The 22,188-nt window shown below is 58.9% G+C and carries 17 protein-coding genes; 10 read left to right on the plus strand and 7 right to left on the minus strand.

Annotated features, from left to right (window positions below; translation table 11 throughout):
* Positions 1 to 145 precede the first annotated feature (145 nt).
* From thrA to ACYSMN_RS21145, 4 genes are all read left to right on the plus strand, one after another.
* Entirely contained in the window at positions 146 to 2,590 is a 2,445-nt protein-coding gene (gene thrA / locus ACYSMN_RS21130) for a bifunctional aspartate kinase/homoserine dehydrogenase I (protein WP_488925904.1), read from the plus strand.
* 214 nt (positions 2,591 to 2,804) lie between these two features.
* Complete coding sequence (locus ACYSMN_RS21135; protein WP_488925905.1) at positions 2,805 to 3,725, plus strand: homoserine kinase; 921 nt, start codon at positions 2,805 to 2,807, stop codon at positions 3,723 to 3,725.
* A 278-nt stretch (positions 3,726 to 4,003) separates the two neighbouring features.
* Positions 4,004 to 5,296, plus strand: coding sequence for a threonine synthase (thrC, locus tag ACYSMN_RS21140; protein WP_488925906.1), 1,293 nt, complete (start codon positions 4,004 to 4,006; stop codon positions 5,294 to 5,296).
* A gap of 71 nt (positions 5,297 to 5,367) precedes the next feature.
* Complete coding sequence (locus tag ACYSMN_RS21145; protein ID WP_488925907.1) at positions 5,368 to 6,045, plus strand: c-type heme family protein; 678 nt, start codon at positions 5,368 to 5,370, stop codon at positions 6,043 to 6,045.
* A 271-nt stretch (positions 6,046 to 6,316) separates the two neighbouring features.
* Here the strand turns inward: ACYSMN_RS21145 and ACYSMN_RS21150 are convergent, their stop codons facing one another.
* On the minus strand, positions 6,317 to 8,158 hold the full coding sequence (locus tag ACYSMN_RS21150) for a peroxidase family protein (RefSeq protein ID WP_488925908.1): 1,842 nt from the start codon (positions 8,156 to 8,158) through the stop codon (positions 6,317 to 6,319).
* Positions 8,159 to 8,659: 501 nt separating this feature from the next.
* Here ACYSMN_RS21150 and ACYSMN_RS21155 point away from each other — a divergent pair.
* A complete protein-coding gene (locus ACYSMN_RS21155) occupies positions 8,660 to 9,424 on the plus strand; it encodes a toxin-antitoxin system YwqK family antitoxin (RefSeq protein WP_488925909.1) in 765 nt (254 codons plus the stop codon).
* A 182-nt stretch (positions 9,425 to 9,606) separates the two neighbouring features.
* A complete protein-coding gene (locus tag ACYSMN_RS21160; RefSeq protein ID WP_488925910.1) occupies positions 9,607 to 10,875 on the plus strand; it encodes a protoporphyrinogen/coproporphyrinogen oxidase in 1,269 nt (422 codons plus the stop codon).
* A gap of 63 nt (positions 10,876 to 10,938) precedes the next feature.
* On the opposite strand, the gene ACYSMN_RS21165 is transcribed toward ACYSMN_RS21160, so the two are convergent.
* The 3 genes from ACYSMN_RS21165 to ACYSMN_RS21175 form a co-directional block, all read right to left on the minus strand.
* Entirely contained in the window at positions 10,939 to 11,706 is a 768-nt protein-coding gene (locus ACYSMN_RS21165; protein WP_488925911.1) for an exodeoxyribonuclease III, read from the minus strand.
* A 110-nt stretch (positions 11,707 to 11,816) separates the two neighbouring features.
* Positions 11,817 to 12,185 (minus strand): hypothetical protein, encoded by a 369-nt coding sequence (locus tag ACYSMN_RS21170; RefSeq protein ID WP_488925912.1) that lies wholly within the window; start codon positions 12,183 to 12,185, stop codon positions 11,817 to 11,819.
* The gene (locus ACYSMN_RS21175; RefSeq protein WP_488925913.1) at positions 12,182 to 12,559 is read right to left on the minus strand and encodes a carboxymuconolactone decarboxylase family protein; all 378 of its coding nucleotides are present in this window, start codon (positions 12,557 to 12,559) and stop codon (positions 12,182 to 12,184) included. Before ACYSMN_RS21175 ends, ACYSMN_RS21170 begins: the two co-directional genes overlap by 4 nt.
* Positions 12,560 to 12,830: 271 nt before the next feature.
* Between ACYSMN_RS21175 and ACYSMN_RS21180 the strand changes: the two genes are divergently transcribed.
* Positions 12,831 to 13,433, plus strand: coding sequence for a hypothetical protein (locus tag ACYSMN_RS21180; RefSeq protein ID WP_488925914.1), 603 nt, complete (start codon positions 12,831 to 12,833; stop codon positions 13,431 to 13,433).
* The gene (locus ACYSMN_RS21185; protein ID WP_488925915.1) at positions 13,430 to 14,128 is read left to right on the plus strand and encodes a ComF family protein; all 699 of its coding nucleotides are present in this window, start codon (positions 13,430 to 13,432) and stop codon (positions 14,126 to 14,128) included. The genes ACYSMN_RS21180 and ACYSMN_RS21185 overlap by 4 nt, the downstream gene beginning before the upstream one ends.
* Before the next feature lie 259 nt (positions 14,129 to 14,387).
* Here ACYSMN_RS21185 and gldJ read toward each other — a convergent pair whose 3' ends face one another.
* A complete protein-coding gene (gldJ, locus tag ACYSMN_RS21190) occupies positions 14,388 to 15,635 on the minus strand; it encodes a gliding motility lipoprotein GldJ (RefSeq protein WP_488925916.1) in 1,248 nt (415 codons plus the stop codon).
* Between the two features lie 68 nt (positions 15,636 to 15,703).
* Positions 15,704 to 16,762: a PorP/SprF family type IX secretion system membrane protein gene (locus ACYSMN_RS21195; RefSeq protein ID WP_488925917.1), complete on the minus strand. Its 1,059-nt coding sequence runs from the start codon at positions 16,760 to 16,762 to the stop codon at positions 15,704 to 15,706.
* 454 nt (positions 16,763 to 17,216) lie between these two features.
* Between ACYSMN_RS21195 and ACYSMN_RS21200 the strand changes: the two genes are divergently transcribed.
* Positions 17,217 to 20,315 (plus strand): AsmA family protein, encoded by a 3,099-nt coding sequence (locus ACYSMN_RS21200; protein WP_488925918.1) that lies wholly within the window; start codon positions 17,217 to 17,219, stop codon positions 20,313 to 20,315.
* 274 nt (positions 20,316 to 20,589) lie between these two features.
* The gene (locus ACYSMN_RS21205; RefSeq protein WP_488925919.1) at positions 20,590 to 21,438 is read left to right on the plus strand and encodes a DUF4382 domain-containing protein; all 849 of its coding nucleotides are present in this window, start codon (positions 20,590 to 20,592) and stop codon (positions 21,436 to 21,438) included.
* 91 nt (positions 21,439 to 21,529) lie between these two features.
* Here ACYSMN_RS21205 and ACYSMN_RS21210 read toward each other — a convergent pair whose 3' ends face one another.
* Positions 21,530 to 22,156, minus strand: coding sequence for a thioredoxin family protein (locus tag ACYSMN_RS21210; protein WP_488925920.1), 627 nt, complete (start codon positions 22,154 to 22,156; stop codon positions 21,530 to 21,532).
* Between the last annotated feature and the right edge of the window lie 32 nt (positions 22,157 to 22,188).

The following is a 22,188-nucleotide window of genomic DNA, read 5'->3' on the forward strand; positions in this document are numbered from 1 at the left end:
GGCTACAACAACCCGCTGACGCGGGCTGCCGAACCTCCTTCTCCTTACCCCTCAGAGTTTTCGCAGCCCGTCCGCCGGCCGCTTCCCGCTTCGGAAGCCCCGGCCCGACGGGCTTCTTCGTGTGTTCTACTTGACTTTTACGCTTATGCAGGTTCTTAAATTTGGCGGTACGTCGGTGGCTACGGCCGCTAATCTGGAACGGGTAGCCCGGCTGGCAGAGGCCGCCGCCCGGCAGCAACCCACGGTGGTAGTGGTATCGGCCCTGAGCGGCACCACCGATGGCCTCATTGAAGCTGGCCGCCGCGCCGCCGCCGGCCACGAGGATTACCGCACCCACCTCCGCCAGTTGGAAGAGCGCCACCTCGACGCCGTGCGTGGTTTACTGCCCGTGGCCGAGCAAAGCGCGGTGCTGAGCCTCGTCAAAACGCACTGCAACGAGTTGGAAAGCCTCTGCGACGGAATATTCGCCCTGGGCGAGCTGTCGGACCGGACGCTGGACCGGCTCATGAGCTACGGCGAGCTGCTGGCCTCGCGGCTGTTGGCGGCGGCCCTGCGCAGCCAAGGCGTAGCTCACCTCTGGCACGACAGCCGGCAGCTCATTCGCACCAACTCACAGCATGGTTTTGCGGCGGTGGACGCGGCCGTCACCAACCAGCAAATCAGGGAGTTCGTGGCTGCGCAGCCGGCGGCTCTCTACGTGGTGCCGGGCTTCATTGGCAGCGACGCGCAGGGCGCCACCACCACGCTCGGCCGCGGCGGCTCCGACTACACGGCGGCCCTCTTCGCCGGGGCTTTGGCCGCTGAGCAGTTGGAAATCTGGACCGATGTGAGCGGCATGATGACGGCCGACCCGCGCCTGGTATCGGCGGCTCGGCCTATTCCGCGCATTTCCTACCAGGAGGCCATGGAACTGTCGCACTTCGGGGCCAAGGTGCTGTACCCGCCCACCATTCAGCCGGTGATGAGCCAGGGTATTCCCCTCTGGATTAAAAACACCTTCGCTCCCGACGATGAAGGCACACTGGTAGAAGTAAATCCGCCTGCCAACCGTGACGTGGTACGGGGCTTGTCGAGCATCGCGGGGCTGGCGCTGCTGAGTTTGGAAGGCAGCGGCATGGTAGGCATTCCGGGCTTCTCGCGGCGGCTATTTGGCGTGCTGGCGCGGGAGCGAATCAACGTGATTCTCATTACGCAAAGCTCCTCGGAGCACTCCATTTCGGTGGCCGTGCGTGTCATTGATGCCGCCGTGGCGCAAGTAGCCGTAGACGAAGAGTTTGAGCCCGAAATAGCCGCCGGCCGGGTGGACCCGCTGCGTCTGGAAACCGACCTTGCCATTGTGGCGCTGGTGGGCGAGCAAATGCGCAACCACTCGGGCATCAGTGGGCGCATGTTTGGGGCACTGGGCAACAACGGGGTCAATATCCGGGCTATTGCACAGGGCTCATCGGAGCGCAACATATCCGTCGTGATTCGGGCTCAGGACGTGCGCAAGGCCATCAATGTGCTGCACGAGGATTTCTTTGAAGCCACGGCCAAGCAAGTGAACGTGTTTGTGGCGGGCGTCGGCAATGTGGGGCGCAAGCTGCTGGAACAACTGGCCCGGCAACAAGCGTGGCTGCGCGAGAAGCTGCGCCTGAACGTGCGCGTGGTGGGGTTAGCCAACAGCCGCCGTTTTGTGGTTGAGGAAAAAGGGCTGGACCTGGAAAACTGGTCGGCGGCGCTGGAAGCAGGCCAGCCGCTGCACCTGCCCGAGCTGGTACGCGAGCTGCACGCCCGCAACCTGCGCAACACGGTGTTCGTGGACGTAACGGCTGCCGCCGATGTGGCCGGCATCTACGCGCAGCTGCTGGAGCGAAGCGTGGCGGTGGTGGCCTGCAACAAGGTGGCTTGCTCCTCCGCCTACACCAATTACGCCCACCTGAAGGCCCTGGCGCGGGAGTTCAGCGCCGAGTTCCTCTTTGAAACCAACGTGGGCGCGGGCCTGCCCGTCATCGGTACGCTTAACGACCTGCTGCGCAGCGGCGACGAAGTACGGCGCATCGAGGGGGTGCTGTCGGGCACGCTCAACTTCGTCTTCAACCATTACGATGGCACGCGGCCCTTCGCGGAAGTGGTGCGCCAGGCCCAGGCCGAAGGCTACACCGAGCCCGACCCACGCCTCGACCTGAGCGGCACCGACGTGGCCCGTAAAATTCTGATTCTGGCGCGTGAAGCCGGGCAGGAAATGGAGCTGACCGACATCGAAAATGAATCCTTCCTGCCCGCCTCTTGCTTGGAAGGCGACGTAGAAGCTTTCTATGGGCAGCTGGCTGTACACGAGCCGCACTTCCGGGCGCTGTACGAAGCAGCGGCGGCGGAAGGCAAGCGCCTCAAGTTCGTGGCCCGCTATGTCGAGGGCCGGGCCAGCGTGGGCTTGCAAGCCGTAGCTCCGGGCCACGATTTTTACGTGCTCCAAGGCAAGGACAACGCCGTGCTGTTCTTCACCAACCGCTACGTAGAGCAGCCGCTGGTAGTGAAAGGGGCCGGCGCCGGTGCCGACGTAACCGCCTCTGGTGTATTCGCCGACATCGTGCGGGCCGCGCGAGCGTAAGCGGTAGTGCGCGGTTATATTCGGACGGTGCGGGTGGGGCGGAGTTCCCAGGGCTGAAGCCCTGGGCTAGTTAGCGAAAACGGAACCGCCCGCTGCGTAGCCCAGGGGTTCAACCCTGGGCCCTAGGGACGCCGACATACGCACCGTAACAACGATTATCGTTCAACCTCAGCAACGATACGCGAAGCCGGAGCTTCGCGCTACTTTTCTCTTTATGTCTGATTCTTTGACTGTTTATTCGCCGGCTACCGTTGCCAATGTGGTGTGCGGGTTCGATGTGCTGGGTTTCGCGCTGGAAGCCCCTTATGATACCATGCACCTGCACCGCACGGCGGAGCCGGGCGTAGTCATCATCAATGAAGACAACTACAACCTGCCGACCGAGCCGGCGCGCAACGTGGCGGGAGCGGCCCTGCTGGCGCTGCTGCGCGCCTTGCCGGAGTCGGTGGGCTTCGAGATGCGGATTCGCAAGGGCATTATGCCGGGCAGCGGGATTGGAAGCAGCGCGGCTTCGGCGGCGGGGGCAGTAGTAGGCGCTAATCGATTGTTGGGCGGGCGGTTTTCGCCGGAGGAGCTGGTGCGCTTCGCCATGTTTGGCGAAGAAGTGGCTTCCGGTGCCCAACACGCCGACAACATTGCGCCGGCCATTTACGGCGGTGTCACGCTTATTCGCTCGGCCGACCCGTTGGACATCGTGCCGCTTTCGGCGCCCGAACTACACGTGACGGTGGTGCACCCGCAGATAGAAGTGCGTACCGCCGATGCCCGGCAGATTCTGCGGCAGCAAGTGGCCCTGAAAGACGCCATCCGGCAGTGGGCCAACGTGGCGGGACTGGTGGCGGGCTTGCTCAAGTCAGATTACGAGTTGATTGGCCGCTCTCTGGAAGACGTTATCGTGGAGCCGGTGCGCAGCATTCTGATTCCCGGTTTCGCGGCGGCAAAGGCAGCTAGCTTGGCGGCGGGTGCCCTAGGCGGCGGCATATCCGGCTCGGGCCCTTCTATCTTCATGCTGAGCCGCGACGAGCAAACGGCCCAGGCCGTAGCCGCCGCCATGCGCGTCATATACGAGCAACTGCACATCGACTTTCACATCCACATTACCACTATCAACCCCACCGGCGTACGGTTTGGCTAACACCCGCCCGTCTGCCCGCTTTTTCGCGGGCTGACGGGTCTAAGCAATGAGCCATAAGCCGTAAGCTTTACCGGATGACTCGGCGAGTAACAGAAGATTCGTGCCGCAGTACTTTCGCCTCACCACTTAATTAAGCGGGCAGTTGCTCGGTTTGGGAAAAGACGCTGCCCTCAATCAGTCACCAACAGGTATTCCAGCAGACGTCAGCATACGGCGACCCGTCAGCCCGCGAAAAAGCGGGCAGATGGGCAGGCCTCAACATCATCAACATCTCTTCTATGCGCTACTACAGCCTTAATCGCCAATCCGCGCCCGTTGATTTTCACGCGGCTACCGTAGCCGGGCAGGCGCCCGATGGCGGGCTTTACTTCCCGGAGCAGGTGCCCCGCTTTGCGCCGGAGCTGCTGCGTAACTTGGCTTCCTTGCCGCGGGCGGAAGTGGCGTACGAGGTGATTCGACCTTACGTGGGCGAATCTATTCCCGAGCAGGAGCTGCGCCGGATTTGTGCCGAAACCGTGGACTTCGAGTTTCCGCTGATGCCGGTGACGGAGCGCATAGCTTCCTTGGAGCTGTTTCATGGGCCGACGCTGGCCTTTAAAGATGTGGGGGCGCGGTTCATGAGCCGCTGCCTAGGCTACTTTTCGCGGCAGCAAGCAGCGCCCGTCACAGTGCTGGTAGCTACTTCCGGGGATACCGGCGGGGCCGTGGCCGATGGATTTCTGGGCGTGGACGGCGTGGAAGTCGTGATTTTGTATCCCTCGGGCAAGGTCAGCCCGCTGCAGGAAAAGCAGCTCACCACGCTGGGCCAGAATATTACGGCGCTGGAAGTGCGCGGCAACTTCGACGACTGTCAGCGGCTGGTGAAGCAGGCCTTCCTCGACCCACTCGTGGCGCAGCACCGGCAACTGACTTCGGCCAACTCCATCAACGTGGCCCGCTGGCTGCCGCAGCAGTTTTACTACCTGTTCGCGTTGCAACAATGGACGCACGCCGAGCCACCAGTGGTAGCCGTACCGAGCGGCAACTTCGGCAACTTGTGCGCCGGCCTCATGGCCCACGCCTCCGGCCTGCCCATAGGTCACTTCGTGGCGGCCTGCAACACCAACGACGCCGTAGCGGCGTACCTGCGCACGGGCAGTTTCGCGGCGAAACCGGCGGTAGCCACCCTCTCCAACGCCATGGATGTAGGCCACCCGAGCAACTTCGTGCGTATTCTGGAGCTGTTTGGGCATCAGCACGGCCCCTTGAGTACCCTCGTCAGCGGCGCTACCATCTCTGACAAGGAGACGCATGCCACCATTCGACGCGTCTATCAGGAAGTTGGTTATTTGCTCGATCCGCACGGCGCCGTGGCGTTGCGCGCTTTGGAAGAATACCTAGCTGAGCACCCGGCGGTGCGCGGCTTTTTCCTGGAAACGGCGCATCCCATTAAGTTTCCGGAAGTAGTGGAGCCAGTTATTGAAGCAGCCGTGCCCGTGCCAGTGGCAGTGCGCGGGCTGCTTACGAAACTCAAGCAAAGTGTGATGCTGGAGCCGGAGTACGAGGCGCTACAGACGTTTTTGCTGCGTTGAGTTTCAAGAATGGCCGAACGAAGGACGGCGTGCCGTGTTTATCTTGCCGGTCCTTCTTTTTGCCTTGCCTCATGCGCCACTTCCTTCGGGCGGCCGCAGCCACTGTGCTGCTCCTGGCCGCCGCCTGCCGCCCCGACCAGATTGAGCACCTCAAAGACAGCAAGCGTATTGGCCGGGAAGCCGAAAACTGGCAGGTGAAGCGCATCATGCCCGCCGACTTGCTCCGCGCCACGCGTTGGGCCGGCGACTCGCTCACGTGCTACGCCGACCAGGAACTACGCCGCGTACTCACCGAAAAGCTAGCCCAAGGCGGAGTAGCCACAGCCCTGCCCTACTGCCGCCCCGAAACCTTCGCCTCCGTCGATTCGGTGGCGAAGGTGCTGGAAGCTGATGCCCGGCGCGTGAGCAGCCGCCCGCGCAACCCAGCCCATCAAGCCACCTTGGCCCCCACTGACTTGCAGCCCGATACCACCCGCCAAATCTCGCGACCCAACATCGAAACCTTCTTCTACCAACGCCCCATCGTGCTCAACGACGCGCTGTGCCTGCGCTGCCACGGCACGGTAGGACAGGACATTACGGCGACTGACTACGCCCTCATTCGCAAGCAATACCCGCAGGACCAGGCCATGGGCTACGCGCTAGGCCAGCCCATGGCCGTGTGGCGCCTGGCCATGAAACGAACCGGCGTGGCGGAGTTCTGGACCATGAAAACCCGTAAGATTCCAAAGCGGCGCAAGCTGTTTTGAGTAGTTGGACCTGAGTACTGAGTATTGAGACAATATGCTGGCGGATACGGCCCGTAGCGCGAAGCTCCAGCTTCGCGTATCGTTACGGAGGTTGAACGACAAGCGTGAGGTAGCAACGAGGGTCGTTCAACAATGCGCGAAGCCGGAGCTTCGCGCTATAAGCCCGCAGTAAATAAAGCAGGCCGCCTCTGCGTGGGGCGGCCTGCTTTGCAGGATCAGCTGTTGCTTAATGCGGTGGACTTGTACGGCCGAAACCGAGCCGGCGCGGAATTTATAGCGTGTCCTGGGCCGGGATGCGGCCGGCGAATTTGAGTAGGTCGAAGATGCGGAAGTTGCCACTGGCATCTACGCCGAAGCTGGGTTTCCAGCCGGGGTTGTTTAGGATGGAATCGGGGTTTTCGAATAGTAGCCGCACGAATACTTCCGTCACGATGCGCCCACCAACGGGGCCAAGGTGGTTGCCTTTCTCCAGTACTTCGGCCTCCTTCAAAATGTAGTACCACAACGGCGTGTTCTTGCACAGCGCATCGTTGTTGCGCGACAATACCTCCACCGTTCCTTCGTGCAGGGCTTGCTGTTCGGGTGTAGCCTTTATAATTATCGGATTCCACTTCAGGGGCCGTAGCACGGGGAAAGGCTGCACTTGCACCTTCAGCTTTGGATTGATGGGGGAAGCTGCTTCCACCACGTCTTCTGCCTCGGCCGCTACGTTAGGAAACTTTATAGGACCAGGCAAAAACAGCGTATTCTCAAACGGATTCGATTTGAGCTGCGTCACGGTGAGTGGTTTTGCGCCCATAATACTGGCTATGGCTTGCCCGGTAGGAACGCCGTAGGCCAGGGCCCGCACCAAGTTACGAGCCGATAGCACGGCCATAAAATTCGGAGTTGGGCTATCGGTGAAGGGCGGCAGCTTGCCCATGTGCAAGGCCACGCGCGTATCTATTTTGCGCGCTTTGTTTTGGGCCTGATGCCCGGCACTGGAGAAAAAACGGTTCCAGTTGACGCGCCAGAACGGGTGCTTAGAAGTCCCCGCTTGCGCATTGTGCGCGGGGTCTTGCCCAATAACCTGCCCCGTAAACTCAAACGCTTTCAGAAAGGTGTCCTTCGGGAAGTTGTCATTGAAGTTGTACACGTCCCGGATCATGCTGTGTCCGAAACGGTAGCAGCCCACCGCAAACTCCACGGGCATCGGCGGCTGCTTGGTGAAGGGGTTCACCTTGTTGTTGTAGAACTTGATGCCGTGTTGCAGCACATCGTCTACGGTTAGGCTGCCACAAATGGTGCGCAGAAAATCGTGCAACAGCACCCATTGGTAATGACGGCGGACTTCCCGCTGGGCTTCTATAAAAACCTCGGCGTTGGGCGCGGCGGGCTTCTGCTGCTTCAGCGCATCAATTACGGCATTATGGAAGGAAAGAAAACCGAGGTGCAGTTGCTGCACAAAGAGGTTCTCGTCGTTCCGGTCGTCGCCAATGAGCGCGTCGCGGCTGCCCGTAACGGGGTTGAGTTCGGCGCGAGGCAGGTCCGTTACCATTCCTGTGTTGTTCACTTTGCCCGAATTGCCGGTATTGGCAGCGGGCAACTTCATTTTGATACCATCATACAGAAAGGCATCGAGGGCGGGGCCGCGGCCATACACCGAATCCAAGTCCAGGTTGGGGGTGCGGACGTTCGGAATCTTGGCCGCGTTTTGCGGAGAGCTTGGAAACTCCGAGTTGTCGCGGGTGATGTCGTGGTCGACGAATTGCCCGAAATACACGTAGCCCGAGTCGATAGTAGATTCGTTCACTTTGGGGTCGGCCAGGTCGCCTTCCAGCCCGATATCCAGCATCTTACGACCTAGATCTTCTAAAGCTTGCCGGTTGGCGGGCGTAAAAGGCAGCTTGCCACCCACGGGTACCCGAAACATGTAGCTGAACCGATCTGGGATCCGAAAGCGCGTGACTAAATCAGCCACCGAAAGACGCGAAAGGTCACGGTTTAGACCGTGAAACTTGCCGAGGGCCATGAATGGCTGCTTGGCTGCTTCGCCGGGCGTAATTTGCTGCACCGAATCGGTCCGGCTGTCCAGTTTAAACTGGTGGGTACGGTCTTCTGCTTGTTTTGCCACGTGGTGGAAGGATAAGTGAGTGAGGAAAGAAGGATGCTTTTTCTAATGAAGCCCAACCAGTAAATTCAACGGAGCCTTACTGATTGGCTGTTGAAGTGCTTGGTTTATCGACAGCAACATCTGTTTTGCGGTCTGGCTAGAGAATTTCAGGCCTGTCTTATGTGTGCCTGTCTTTACATTAATCGATCAAATATATATCTATTATTATCGGGTACACAACCACATAAATGTGTGATTATCAATAAATATTACTAGATATTTCATGAAGCAGGTTCTTCCTGGCTACCTCGTCAGCAGCAGTGTTTTGCTTATTGAAGTAGAGCTACTCGTGGTGAATGGGTGTGTACTATGCACGACTTGCCTTTTCTTGCAAGCCGCTAAGCGTAGATCTTTACTGACCTCAATCTTCGGCAAAAGGCCGAAATGCAGGCAGCAACAGGAAGCACAAGTCTGAACCAGCTACCTTATCAACTCATCTTAATTATGTGCTTAATGCGGCCCATGTATACCTGTCTGCGGCCTTTTCTACTTCTTTCTGCTTTACTTATCGCCACTACGGCTTGGGCGCAAAAGCCCGCGCCGGAGAAAGCTAAGCTCAACGATTGTTACCGCGTAGTGGGCAAAGACAGCGTGGTTTTTTTCTACTCCGCCAACTACGTGCTCACGCCGGCCGGCTGTGCCACCATCCGCCGCCACGTGCGCCTCGACAGTGCCGGCAAGTTCTACGGCTTCGTGCGCGACTTTCGCCTCGACAACAACCTGCCCGTACTGCGGGGAGCTTACCGTGAGGGCCGCAAAGAAGGATTGTTTGAAGTATACCACGCCACCGGCGAGCTAGCGGCCCGCGGCCACTACCGCCAGGGCCAGCAAGTAGGCGACTGGGCCTACTGGTATCCGTCGGGCAATCGGCGGCAGGTGCTGAGCTTCCAGGATGGCCGCGACCCGCTGGTGCAGCAGTTCTGGGATGAGGCCGGCCAGCAGCTCGTAGTGAATGGTAACGGCACCTGGTACCGGCAAGAGTTGGGGCTACGGCTGCGTGGCACTATTGTAAACGGTATTCCGGATGGCCGCTGGCAATTGCGCCGGGCCCAGGACGAAACCGTGGTAGCTAGAGAAACCTTTGTGAAAGGCCACTTCCGCAGTGGAATTGTCTTCTCTACTCAGGAAGCGTACCAGGACGAATCACGTTTGGATATTGCCGATTGGGAGGAATACAGCCATGCCGAAGAGTACGAGATAGGTTCAGTATGTCCGCCGTCTAAGTGAGTTGTAGCGTGGAAAGCCGTTCCGCGCACGAGCGAAGCGAGTATTCGGAACCGTGCCACATGCCTCAGCGCGTAGGAACTCGCCTGCGGCTCGTGTGCGGAATGGCTTTCCGCGCTACGAACCGGAGGACTACGGCCTGCTAGCACCCAACCTTCTATCGCGTTTTGTAGTTTGGGGCTGATATGACTGCTCCTCTCTCTTCTTCCGCGCCCATCGTAGTTATTGGGGCCGGCATGGCCGGCCTCACCTGTGCCAATTACCTGCACCGCGCTGGCCGCGCCGTGGTAGTGCTCGAAGCCGCCGAGGCCGTCGGGGGCCGCGTCCGCACCGATGTCACTCCCGATGGTTTCCGCCTCGACCGGGGCTTTCAAGTGCTACTCACCAAATACCCGGAAGTGCAGCGCATGATCGATTATGGGGCGCTTGACCTGCGGGCCTTTCTTTCGGGGGCCGTCATTCGGTTGGCCTCGGGTGAGGAAACCACCCTGCGCAACCCACTGCGGCAACCCGCTTCGGCTCTGTCCGCCGCCTTTTCACCTATCGGCACACTTGGCGACAAGCTCCGTATCGCCAGCCTGGCGCAGCACGTGAGCCGGCGCAGCAGCGAAGAACTGCTGGCCCGCCCTAGTTCCGACACGCTCACCTTCCTGCGGCGCTACGGCTGGAGCGAGCAAATCATCGATTCCTTCTTCCGGCCCTTTTTCGGCGGCGTATTCCTGGACCGGAGTCTGAGCACCGGCAGCAACTTCTTCGAGTTCGTGTTCCAGCAATTTGTGTTGGGTGAAGCCACGGTGCCCGCTTTGGGCATTCAGCAAATTCCCGAGCAGTTGGCCGCCCGCCTGCCCGCTGGCACAGTGCGCCTCAACACGCCTGCCGAAGCCGTGGAAGGCACTACCGTACAGCTGCGCGGCGGCGAAACTATAGAAGCCGCCGCCGTAGTAGTCGCCATCGATGGCGACACCACGGCCCGGCTTCTACCGCACCTGACTCAGCTTCACGCCACGGCCTGGCGGCGCACCACCTGCACCTACTTCGCGGCCCCTTCTTCGCCCGGCCGCCAAGACAAGCTGCTGCGGCTAAACGCAGTGCCCGGCCAGTTGGCGCACAACGTCTGCTTCCCATCCGATGTGGCGCCCGACTACGCGCCAGCCGGCCGCACATTGGTTTCGGTGAGCACGCACGGCGAGCATGGCCTATCCGAAACCACCCTCACGGCCATGTTGCGCGCTGAGCTGATGTTGTGGTTTGGCGAGGAAGTAAGTCAGTGGCAGCACCTGCGCACCTACGATTTGCCGCACGCGCTACCCGTATACTCTGCCGGCCAACCATCCCGCCAGGAGCTGCGCCTCACCTCCACCCTCTACCGCTGCGGCGACTACACCGCCTATCCTTCCTTGAACGCCGCTATGGCCTCGGGCCGGGAAGTGGCCGAAATGTTGTTGAATGGCTAAATGGCTTAATGGTTGATTGTTCTGGAGTCGTCAGAACGACCAACCATTTAATCATTAAGCCATTTAGCCATTCAACTCCACCCACACAGGGCAATGGTCGGAGTGTACGACGTCGGGGAGCAGGCCGGCGCTGGTGAGGCGAGGCTCTAGGGTTTGGTCGATGAGCAGATGGTCGAGGCGCCAGCCGACGTTGCGCTTGCGGGAACCGGCGCGGTAGCTCCACCAGGAGTAGTGGCCGGGCGCGTCGGCGTGGAAGTGCCGGAACGAGTCGGTGAAACCATCGGCCAGCAAGTCTTTAAACCACTGCCGCTCCTCGGGCGTATAGCCGGGGCTGTTTTGGTTGGCCTTAGGGTTGTGCAGGTCGATGGCCGTTTGGCAGCAGTTGAAGTCCCCGCCAATGACTAGCCGCTGCCCCTCGGCCCGCAGTTGCCGCACGTAGTCGCGGAAGAAGTGCAGCCATTTCACCTTAAACGTCTGCCGTTCCTCCCCGCTCGTGCCGGAAGGCATGTACACGTTCAGCACCGATAAGTCCTCGAAATCCAGCCGCAGCACGCGGCCTTCAGCATCATACAAATCGGTGCCGCACCCGACTACTACGGCGGTGGGCGCCTGCTTCGTGAAAGTGGCCACACCACTATAGCCAGGTTTTTGTGCCGGGTGTAAGTAGGCAGTGTAGCCTAGCTCCGAGAAACCAGCTACGTCCAGTTCCTCCCGGCCCGCTTTTATTTCCTGCACGCACAGCACGTCGGGCTGCGCTTCGCGCACCCAGTCTAGCAAGCCTTTGCTCAGAGCCGAGCGTAGCCCATTTACGTTATAGCTGACGATGTTCATTCTTTTAATTGCTTAATGGCTGCATGGTTAAATGGTTGGTCGTTCAACGAAACGTCAGAACGACCAACCATTTAACCATTCAACAATGCAGCCATTCAATCATTCAACCATTATTCCCCTCCCATTTCGGCGAAATATTCCAGAATGTGCCATTTGAGCATTCTTTCCTGCTCTTTTAGGCTGGCGAAAGGCACAGGCTTCACCAGCTGAAAGTGCGGCCAGCCTTCCTCGTCTACTCGCTCTAGCTCGTAGTAGCCGGAGAGGCTGAACAGGCGGCAGGTAGCAATGTGCATCAGATCTTGCTTCTGCTCTTTCGTAAACGGACCCGCGCCCTGACCCAGCTCCTGCACGCCAATTAGCAGCAGCAGCGCGTTCAGATCGGGCTTTTTGCCGAAGCGGGCGCGCATTTCATTCATGAACTCCCACCACCGCTGCTCGAACTGGGCTTCGGTTTCCTGTGGGTCGAGGTAGCTGCTCATGCCTCGTGGGAGTGCTCGGGCGCGGCGGCCACCGTCTCTTCTTTCAGGGCTTCCCAATACTCCACAGCCCGCCGGAAGTGCGGAATCACGATGCTGCCGCCGATGAGGTTGGCAATGGCAAACACCTCATAAATCTCCTCGTCGTTGAGGCCTTCCTCGTAGCACTTGCCCAGGTGATACTTGATACAGTCGTCGCAGCGCAGTACCATGGAGCAGGCCAGACCTAGCATTTCCTTGGTTTTCACATCCAAGGCGCCCGCCTGGTAAGTGTTGGTATCGAGGTTGAAAAACCGCTTAATAACCTTGTTATCAGCCGCCAGGATTTTCTCGTTCATCCGCTGGCGGTACTCGTTGAATTCGGTGACTTGGGACATGGGAAGGAGGTGAGGAGGTAATTGAGTGATGAGGTGATTGGGCAATAACTAGAAGCACCCACGCCGAGGCGTCCGGCCGGCTACTGTCGGGCCGGTAGCCCGAGGCTGCGTGTTAGGCTAACTGCTCACCTTGTACTGTGCGTTACGAGCAAACATGACCTTCACGGCAACACGAAAGTAGGCAGAAATGGTGCGCTGATTTGCTTGGTACTGGCGCAACACCTACCTTAAATCGTGGTCCTTCTATGTATACCTTCTATTCTTCTTGGCGATGGGGCTTGTTCGAGTGTGGCGCGCGGCGCTGGCTTTCTTCCTGGGGTTCACGTTCTTCTCGTCCGGTATGGCCAAGCTCTATGCTGGTCACCGTTTCATCGGCTGGATTGGTCCGGTGTGGCTGGCCGAGCGCCTGAAACCGTTTCAGCTGGATTTCTTCGCCGACTTTATTGCCCTCACCCAGATTGTCACGGGTTTCCTGTTGCTGACGCGCCGGTTCTGGCTGCTGGGCGCCATTATGCTCGTACCGATGCTGGTTAACATCCTAGTTATCATCATCTCCCAGCGCTGGCCCGGTACTCCCTATATCGTGGCCGTACTGCTGCTCATGAACCTGGCCCTGCTCCTCTCCGAGTTTCGCCGGCTGCGGGTGCTCTGGTCCGACGTGGCGTACATCCCCACGATTTCGCAACCGGCTCGCACCACCGCGGGGCATCTGGTTTGGAGCCTGGGATTGTTGCTTACGCTGTCGGCCATACCAGCGTCGTTTCGGTGGCTGCCGTTGAGTTACTGGCTGGCGGGTGGCGGCGTAGTGCTGGCATGGAGCAGCCCCTTGGCTGACCGCCACATCTCCCGCCGCCTTCAAACCACCACGCCATGATGCCCGCCACGCTACTTTCCGACTTCTGGGGCCTGATTTTTCCGCGCGTGTGCCTAGGTTGCCAGGAGCCATTGGCGCGGGGCGAAGAACACCTCTGCACCGACTGTCGCGCCCAACTGCCTTACACCGATTATCACCTGGTCCCCGAAGCCGACAACCCACTGGCCCGCCGCTTCTGGGGCAAGCTGCCCATACGCCACACGCTCAGCTACCTGCGTTTCTTGCGCCGCGGCCGGGTGCAGCATCTGCTTCACCAACTCAAGTACCAGGGCCAGCGCAACGTAGGCCTAGTACTAGGCCGCTGGTACGGCCACGACCTTGCCCGCCAAGGCCTCACCTTCGACCTCATCGTACCCGTACCGCTGCACCCACGCAAGCTGGCCAAGCGCGGCTACAACCAATCCGACCCTTTCGCTGAAGGTCTCGCCGAAAGCCTGCAAACACCCTGGCATGCCGATGTTCTCCGACGCACCAGCCAAACCGAGTCGCAAACTCGCAAGAACCGCCTTCAACGCTGGCAAAACGTGGCGGAAGTGTTCGAAGTAGCCGATCCAACTCTCATCCAAAGCAAGCACGTGCTGGTGGTTGATGATGTGCTGACCACCGGCGCCACCCTCGAAGCCTGCGCTGCCGCCTTGCTAGCCGCCGGAGCTACTGCCATTAGCGTAGCCACCATCGCCTGCGCGGACCGCTGATCACGGATTAGCTCGGATTGTAGCGGATTTCACGGATTTTGTGGACGGCACGGCTTCTATTCGATTGGCCCAGCTTTCTTTATCCTTCATTTGTGCTCATCATGCTAATCTCATTTACGGGAATGCATTAGCTCTGCCTCACTGAGAGCCGCTAAGATTAAACTCAACAAATACAAAAAGCCACCCCATACGAGGTGGCTTTTTACTTGCGTCCACAAAATCCGTGAAATCCGCTACAATCCGAGCTAATCCGTGATCCTTATTTGTTGGAGCCAGCGTTGATCATGGCGCAGCGGAAACCGATGGTGGCGGTTGCGGAGTCTTCAGCCATGAAGCGGCGCGTGCCGGGCGAGAGCCAGTAGGCTACGTCGCGCCAGGAGCCGCCTTTGTACACGCGCACGTGGTCGTCGATGAGTGACTGGTAGCCTTTCTTGTCGTACTTCTCCGAAGGGTCCAGGAAGCCGTTGCGGCGGAAGGGGTTCAAGTCTTCCACGTCTTCAAACGAGAGCGGACGGTAGATATCCTGCACCCACTCGTTCACGTTGCCCGACATATTGTACAGGCCGTAATCGTTCGGCGGGTAGGCGTAGATGTACTCCGTAATCATGGCGCCGTCGTTGAGCGAACCGGCAATACCGGCGTAGTCGCCACGGCCGCGCTTGAAGTTGGCGAGGAACTGGCCCATCTTGCCGCCGTAAGGATTCCGCACCTGGCGGCCATCCCACGGGTAAATACGCTTGTTCTCCTGGTTCTCGTTGCCGGTTTCCTGCGTGCCGATGAGAGCCTGCGCGGCATACTCCCACTCCGCCTCCGTGGGCAGACGGTAGTTGGGTAGCGTGTTACCGTTCTCGATAGCAATGCGGGGTTTGCCTTCGCTGTCGGTGCCTTCGGCGGCATCGCCGCCTTTTTTCTTCTTCTTGAACAGGCCACCTCCGCCATTGTCGCCGCCGTCTTCACCTTCGCCAGCCAAACGCTCGTTCACTTTCGACGTGCGCCAGGTGCAATAATCGTTGGCTTGCAGCCAGCTCACACCCACCACGGGGAAAAAGCGGAAGCCAGGGTAACGCAGGTAGTAATCTACATACGGGTCGTTGAATGACAGCTCGCGCGCCCACACGGTGGTGTCGGGCAGAGCGGACTGATAGAATTCCTCCGACGAGTCTTTGCGGATAAAGTGCAGATATTCGAGCCAGTGGATGTTGGCCACTTCAGCTTCGTCCATGTAGAACGAGGCGATGGTTACGGTGCGCTCCACGTTGTCGTGGGTCATCGTCACGTCCTCTTCTTGAGAGCCCAACACAGTACGGCCACCTTCGATAAAGATGAGGCCGGGGCCTTCTGGGATGCCGGCGTAGTCGGCTACCTTCATCCCCTCTTCGGTGTTGTAATCGATACCCGTAGTGGAGCTATACTTCCCGGGTTTGGTAGCAGTGGGCGGACCGCTTTTGCAGGAAGCCAAGGCACAGGCTCCTACGAGTGCAAAACGCAGGTACTTGGAAAAATTCATGATTGAGTTGAAAACTACCTGTTAGAAAAGGGGTTAAGCAAGGCAAGTTGCTGCAATAATACAACAATTCAAAAGGCCGGACAAGGAGGCGCCGGAGAATTTCGACGTTTTAGTCGGCGCCACGCGGCATCCAGCGAATCAAACGCGCGGAGGGTCAGAGATATTTCGTGGGCGCCGCCTAATTCAGCACTCAAGCTGCTCAGGCCCACATCGTAAGCGTAGCCCACTCGGAAGCTGCCTACGCTCACGCCCGCAATGGCCGTTAGAATCTGCTGAGGGCGCGGCGCACCGGGCAATGGAATGCCCCGATACACGGCCCCGAGCGTAATGGGCGTCACGGTAGCGTACAATCCGGCTTCGGCCCGTTGGGAGCCGCCCTGCCGCACGTAGTGCGCGGTGGGCGTGAGGCTGATTTCGCGGTATTGCTGCTTTTCGGTGCGCCGCACGAAGTAGTGTTTGTAGCCAGTGCTCAGCTCGTAGCGTAGCGGCAGCTTGCTTTGGGTGCGGAAGCCTAAGTCAGGCTGATTGAGGTGATGCCCCGCCACCGACACCCAGAACTTTTCGGTGTACAGAATCAAACCCGTGCCCAGACTAACGTAGTTTACAGGGCTGAAATCCAGCGGTTCGCGAGTGGTGGGAGTGGTGGTACCATCCTCTGAAATTTGGTCCCCGAAGACCAGGTTGCCGTAGCTGATGCGCTGGTTGCCATAGCTGGCGCGCAAACCAGCGCTTAAGGCCAGTTCCTCGGTGAGGCGGGTGTGGTAGGCGTAGATGCCACCCACTTCCAGGCGGGTATAGCCGAGGCCACCAGTACGGTCGTAGTTCAGCAGCAAGCCAGCGGCATTGTGTTGATTGGGGAAGCGTAAGTCGGCGGCGAGCTGGCTGGTTTGGAAAGTGCCAGCCAGGGTTGGAAACTGGTTTCGGTAATTGAGCGAGACGCTGGCATCGTCGAGGAGGCCGGCGAAGGCGGGGTTTTGGTGCAGACGGGTGGCGTAGGGCTGGGCGAAATACAGATCCTGCGCGGCCGCCGGCAACGCCAGCACGGCCGCGGCAGCCCCGAGCCCTTGGTGCAGGCCGCGCCGCAGGTAGCGCAGGTTCGTAGTTTTCCGTCGGAATAGCCCCATCATCAAGGTAGTAAACGCCCAACCGGCCGCACATCGTACAGCACTAGCCTTCTTCGCGGCAACTAAATTGCCACTTTCCGGGCTCAATAACAGAAAGTCAGCAGCATAAATCGATGAACCGCGTCATTTTGCGGTTCATCTGCTAGACTCGCCGGTTGAGGTTGCTACTTTTACAACCGACTTCTTTGAGGTCAGAAGCGAAAACGGTGGAACGAAAAACTGTAAACAGAACAACTTGCCGCTAAGAAGTGGGGCTAGTAGCGCGAAGCTCCAGCTTCGTGCATCGTTGAACGATAATCGTTGTTCTGGCGCGGGAGTCAGCAACGATGCGCGAAGCGGGAGCTTCGCGCTACTCAACAACCACTTGCTACCCGCGAGGCTTGTCTCGACTCATCCGTACAAAAACTCATTGCTCCCTCGTTTCTCTTTCCCCTGATTCTTCATTTCTCTTTTGATTATGCGCAAATTTTGGATTGGCCTGCTGATTTTTCTGGTCGTGCTGGTGGCGGCGGTGGCTCTGACGCCGCTGCTGTTCAAAGACAAAATCAAGCAAGCCCTCGACAAGCAATTGGCTCAGCGCGTGGATGCCAAAGTGCAATACGACCCGAGCAACGTCAGCCTGAGTCTGTTCAGCACTTTCCCCGACCTGGCGCTAGGCATTGATGAGCTGCGCGTGATTGGGCAAGACTCATTTGCCCGCGACACGCTGGCTTACCTGCCCTCGTTTCGGGTGGGCATGGACTTGCTGAGCGTGGTGAGCGGCGACCAGATCAAGATCAAAAGCATCCTGCTCGACCGGCCCGAAATCAGTGCGAAGGTGCTCAAGAGCGGTAAGGCCAACTGGGACGTAATGCTCTCCGATTCCGCCGCGGCTGCTAAAGGCCAGGATACGACGGCACTGAACCTGGCTATCAGCAAGTGGGAGGTGAAAGACGGCCATGTACGCTACGAAGACCGCACCATTCCTTTTAATATGGAGTTGCGCGGCCTCAACCACACCGGTTCCGGCGACTTCGCCAGCAACGTGTTCGACTTGGTAAGCCAGACCACCGCCGAGCAGTTTTCCATGACCTACGCCGGCACCGAGTACGTGAGCAAGAAGAAGCTCACGGCCGACGTGACCATGGCCATGGACCTAGGCAAGATGCTGTTCACCTTCAAAGACAACAAGGTGCAGCTCAACGATTTTCCGGCGCAGTTTGCTGGTTCTATCGGGCTGCCCAACGCCACCGACATCACCTACGACCTCACCTTTAAAGCCCTGGAAACGGACTTCAAGAACATCTTGAGTCTGGTGCCGGGCGTGTATACGGCGCAGTTCAAGGATGTGGAAGCGGGTGGCAAAGTGGCTTTCGATGGCTACTTCAAAGGCGTGCAGAATGCCGTGAGAATGCCGGGCTACGGCGTGAACCTACAGGTGAAGAACGGTACTTTCCACTACCCGCAGCTACCGCAAGCCGCCAAAAACATCAACGTGGACATGGTGGTGGATAACCCTTCGGGCTTCACTAACAATGTAAAGGTGAACGTAAAGCAATTCCACCTCGACCTGGGCGCCAACCCCGTGGACGGCAACATTGCCATTGACGGCCTGGAACCAATGAAAGTGGATGGCCGGGTGAAAGCCAACGTGGACCTGGCCGAAATGATGAAGGTGTACCCGGTGCAGGACCTGTTGCTGCGCGGCAAGCTTTTCGTGGATGGCACGGCCAAGGGCACGTATTCCAAGACGCAGATGCCAGTCGTGCAGGCCAAAATGAACCTCACCAATGGCTATGTGAAGAGCAAGCAGTTCCCCGCCCCTATCGAAAACTTGGCCGTGGTAGGTACCGTGACCAACCCCACCGGCCAGATCAATGACACGCGCGTAGACATTTCCAACTTCCGGATGCTGCTGGAAGGCGAGCCGCTGGAAGGCCGCGTAGCCACGCAGGGCGTGGATAAGCTGCGCTTCGATGCTGATGTGAAAGGCACCGTGGACCTGACCAAGCTCACCAAAATCTTCCCGCTCGAAGGCATGACCGTGACGGGCCGCCTCAATGGCAACGTGGCCGCCAAAGGCAACATGGCCGATATCGAGGCGGGCCGCTACCAGACGGTAATAGCCTCGGGCACGGTGAACGCGCAGAATATTACCTACAAGAGCAAAGAGCTGCCGCAAGGCATGAAGGTGAGCAAGGCCACGGCTACCTTCAACAACGACAAGGTTGTGCTGCAAAACATGAGCGGCTTCGTCGGCTCGTCGGATATTGCGGCCTCGGGCACCATCAGCAACTACATGGGTTACTTGTTCGTGCCGGGCCAGCCGTTGCGCGGCAACCTGACGGTGAACTCGCAGCGCTTCAACGTGAATGAGTGGATGGTAGACGAGGTTTCGGCCACGCCAACCAAGGGCGCTACGGCCGCCACCAAAGCCCCGGCCGCCGCTACCAAAGCCGATGGCGTGCTGCAAATTCCCAAGGAGTTTGACCTCACGATGAATTCCATCGTGGGCCAAGTCATCTACGACAACCTCAAGCTCGACAACGTGAAAGGTCTCGTGACGGTGCGCGACCAAACCGCCACGCTGCAAAACCTGACCTTCAACACGCTGGGCGGCTCGTTTGCTACCAACGGCTCTTACAGCAGCAAGGACCTGGCGCATCCCAAGTTCAACTTCGGGCTCAACATCAAAAACTTGAACTTCCAGAACGCCTTCAATGCCTTCAACTCGGTGAAGGCCATGGTGCCGCTGGCCGACAACCTGGAAGGCATTTTCTCGACCAACTTCAACGTGAGCGGTGAAATGGGTCCCGACATGATGCCCAACTACAACACGCTCAGCGGCAAAGGCCTATTTGAAGTAGTGCGGACCACCGTGGAAAACTCGCCGGTACTCACCAAAATCAGCGCCGTGACACAGCTGCAGGACCTGAAGAAGTTTGCGGTGAACAATAAGGACGTGGCGGCCGAAATCATCAACGGCAACTTCATCGTGAAGCCTTTCGACCTGAACGTGGGCCAGATCAAGATGACGGTGGGCGGCTCCAACAACATCAGCAGCGGCGGGCTGGAATACGTAACGGCCCTGAACGTGCCTACCGGCAAGCTCGGCACCCAGCTCAGCTCGCAGCTCACTCGCCTCACTGGCGTTTCCGACATCAAAGGCACGGAGCGCGTAACCTTAGGTCTCAACATTGGGGGCACCGCCAGCAACCCGATCGTGAAGCTTGCCTCGGGCAGCGTGAAAGCTCAGGCCAAAGACTTGGTAAGCAACATCGTACAAGCCAAAGTAGACGGTGCTAAGCTGCAACTACAGGCCAAAGCCAAAGTAGCGCAAGACAGCCTCCAGCGCGAGTTGAACCGCAAGCAGTTGGAGCTGCAAGCCAAGGCCCAGCAGGAAATCGAGAAAAAGCGGCTAGAAGCCCAGGCCAAGCTGAAAGCGGAAGCCAGCAAAGGTCTTAACTCGCTCTTTGGCAAGCCCAAAGCCAAACCCGCTGAGCCGGCACCAACTCCCGCCGACCCACCCAAAACGGAACCGGCCCCAGCAAAAGCCGATAGCGCGAAAGCCGGGTAGTAATCCTCGCCAAATTCGGTCAACCATCTGTAGAAGGAGCAGCCCAGCGGATACATACCGCTCGGCTGCTCCGTTTCTTTTGCTGCCGCCGCAGCTTTTTCGTCGTTAAAATCCATTTCAGCTCAATAGCTTGTATAATAGCTGGACAATATAATTTTGCGGGAGGGCGTTGAGCAATCTAGCTGGTCTGTTTATTGCGTACAACGCAACAGTACGGCTTTCGTATACCGCCGCACTGTTCTGTTTCTCGTTCCCTCACGCTCACCGTAGTACCATGAAAATCACGCGTATTCTCCCGTTGGCCTTGCTTGCAGCCTTGGCCTTCACTACTAGCTGCAACAAGGATAGCGACTCAGGTTCAGGGGCTTCTAAGCTGGAAGTGCGCCTGATGGACGGTCCTGGCGACTTTCAAGGCGTTGTGCTGGACGTGCGCCAAATCGAAATTCACCTGAAGGAAGAAAGCAGCCCCGACGGCTGGCAAACCTTGCCTTTTCAGGCCCAGACCATCAATGTGCTCGACTACGTGAACGGGCGCTCGGCGCTGTTGGTTAGCACCGATTTTGAGCCCGGCGAGCTGAAAGAAATTCGCCTGATCCTAGGCCCTAACAGTTACGTAACGGGCCGCGACGGGCAGCGCTACGACCTCAAAACGCCCAGCGGCCAGACTTCAGGGGTGAAGCTGAAACTGGATAACGTAGTAGTCCGCAATGATCAAACTTTCCAGTTGCTGCTGGACTTCGACGTGGCCAGGTCCATAGTGGAGCGCGGCAACTGGCGCCCCGGCAACGACCGGAAAGAACGATATCTGCTCAAGCCAGTTATTCGGGTTTTGGCGCAGGAGTTGCGGGCCAGCATCCGCGGCACGGCAACGCCCGCCGCGGCACGGCCACAGGTGCTAGCCATCCGCCAGTCCATCACCCCCGCCGACACCTTTAGCACCGCCACCGATGCTACCTCGGGTGCTTTTCAGTTTAGTGGTTTGCCCGCTGGCACCTACCGCGTCGAGCTGTTCCCCACCACTACGGCGCCGGTTGGCCAGCCAGCTTACCGGGTTGAAACGCGCACTGGCGTTGTAGTTGTCAATGACCAAGTGAAAGACCTCGGCTCAATTCAGCTGAACTAAGCTCAACTGCTTCTATAGTGTAAAGTCCTAGTGCCAGTTGGCATTAGGGCTTTTTCATGAAAACCCTGTTTCCTGGGTAATTCCTGCTAACCTACTTGAGGGTTTCAATTAGGGCCAACAGTTCGAGCTGGGTGGTGAGGGTTTTGTCGCGGGCGTACCAGCCGTGCAACTGCTCGGCGTACTCTTCGTGGGTGGCGCCGCGGCCTTTCAGGTCGAGGAGCAGCGCATGGGCGGGCGCCGGGCGCGGGCCCCAGTGCGCGGCTTCCGTGAGCGTATCGGGGTGAAGTACTGCCAGTTTCGGGATGGAGCGGGCCCCGTTGGTGAGGTAGCGGTCCATGAGGTCGGGATTTTCGTCGCGCAGCACGTAGCGCGTGCTGATGCGGCCCTGGCTGGCCTGTGCTATGGTTTCCAGCACGGGTACTATCTGCGCCGCGTCGCCGCACCAGCCTTCCGTGATGACGAGCCAGACGTAGCTTTGGTGCAGATTGTGAATGGCCGTCTGCAGTTCCGGCAGCAGGTGCACGGTCTTGTCGAGGCGGCGCATGCGTTGCACGTTTAGGCGCGTGTACTCGGTCAGATCCGCCGATTGGTTGGGGCCAGTGGTCTTGTCTTCCGCCAGCAAGCTATCGATAAGCTGGCGGTAGCTGGTGTAGGTGTAGGCAGCGTTGAGGCGCTTAGGAGTCAGCACGGGCTGGATGGCAGAAGCGGCAGCAGACATAGGAGAGAATGAAAAGTCGATTGAGACGCAAA

The organism is Hymenobacter sp. M1-2, assembly GCF_057808495.1.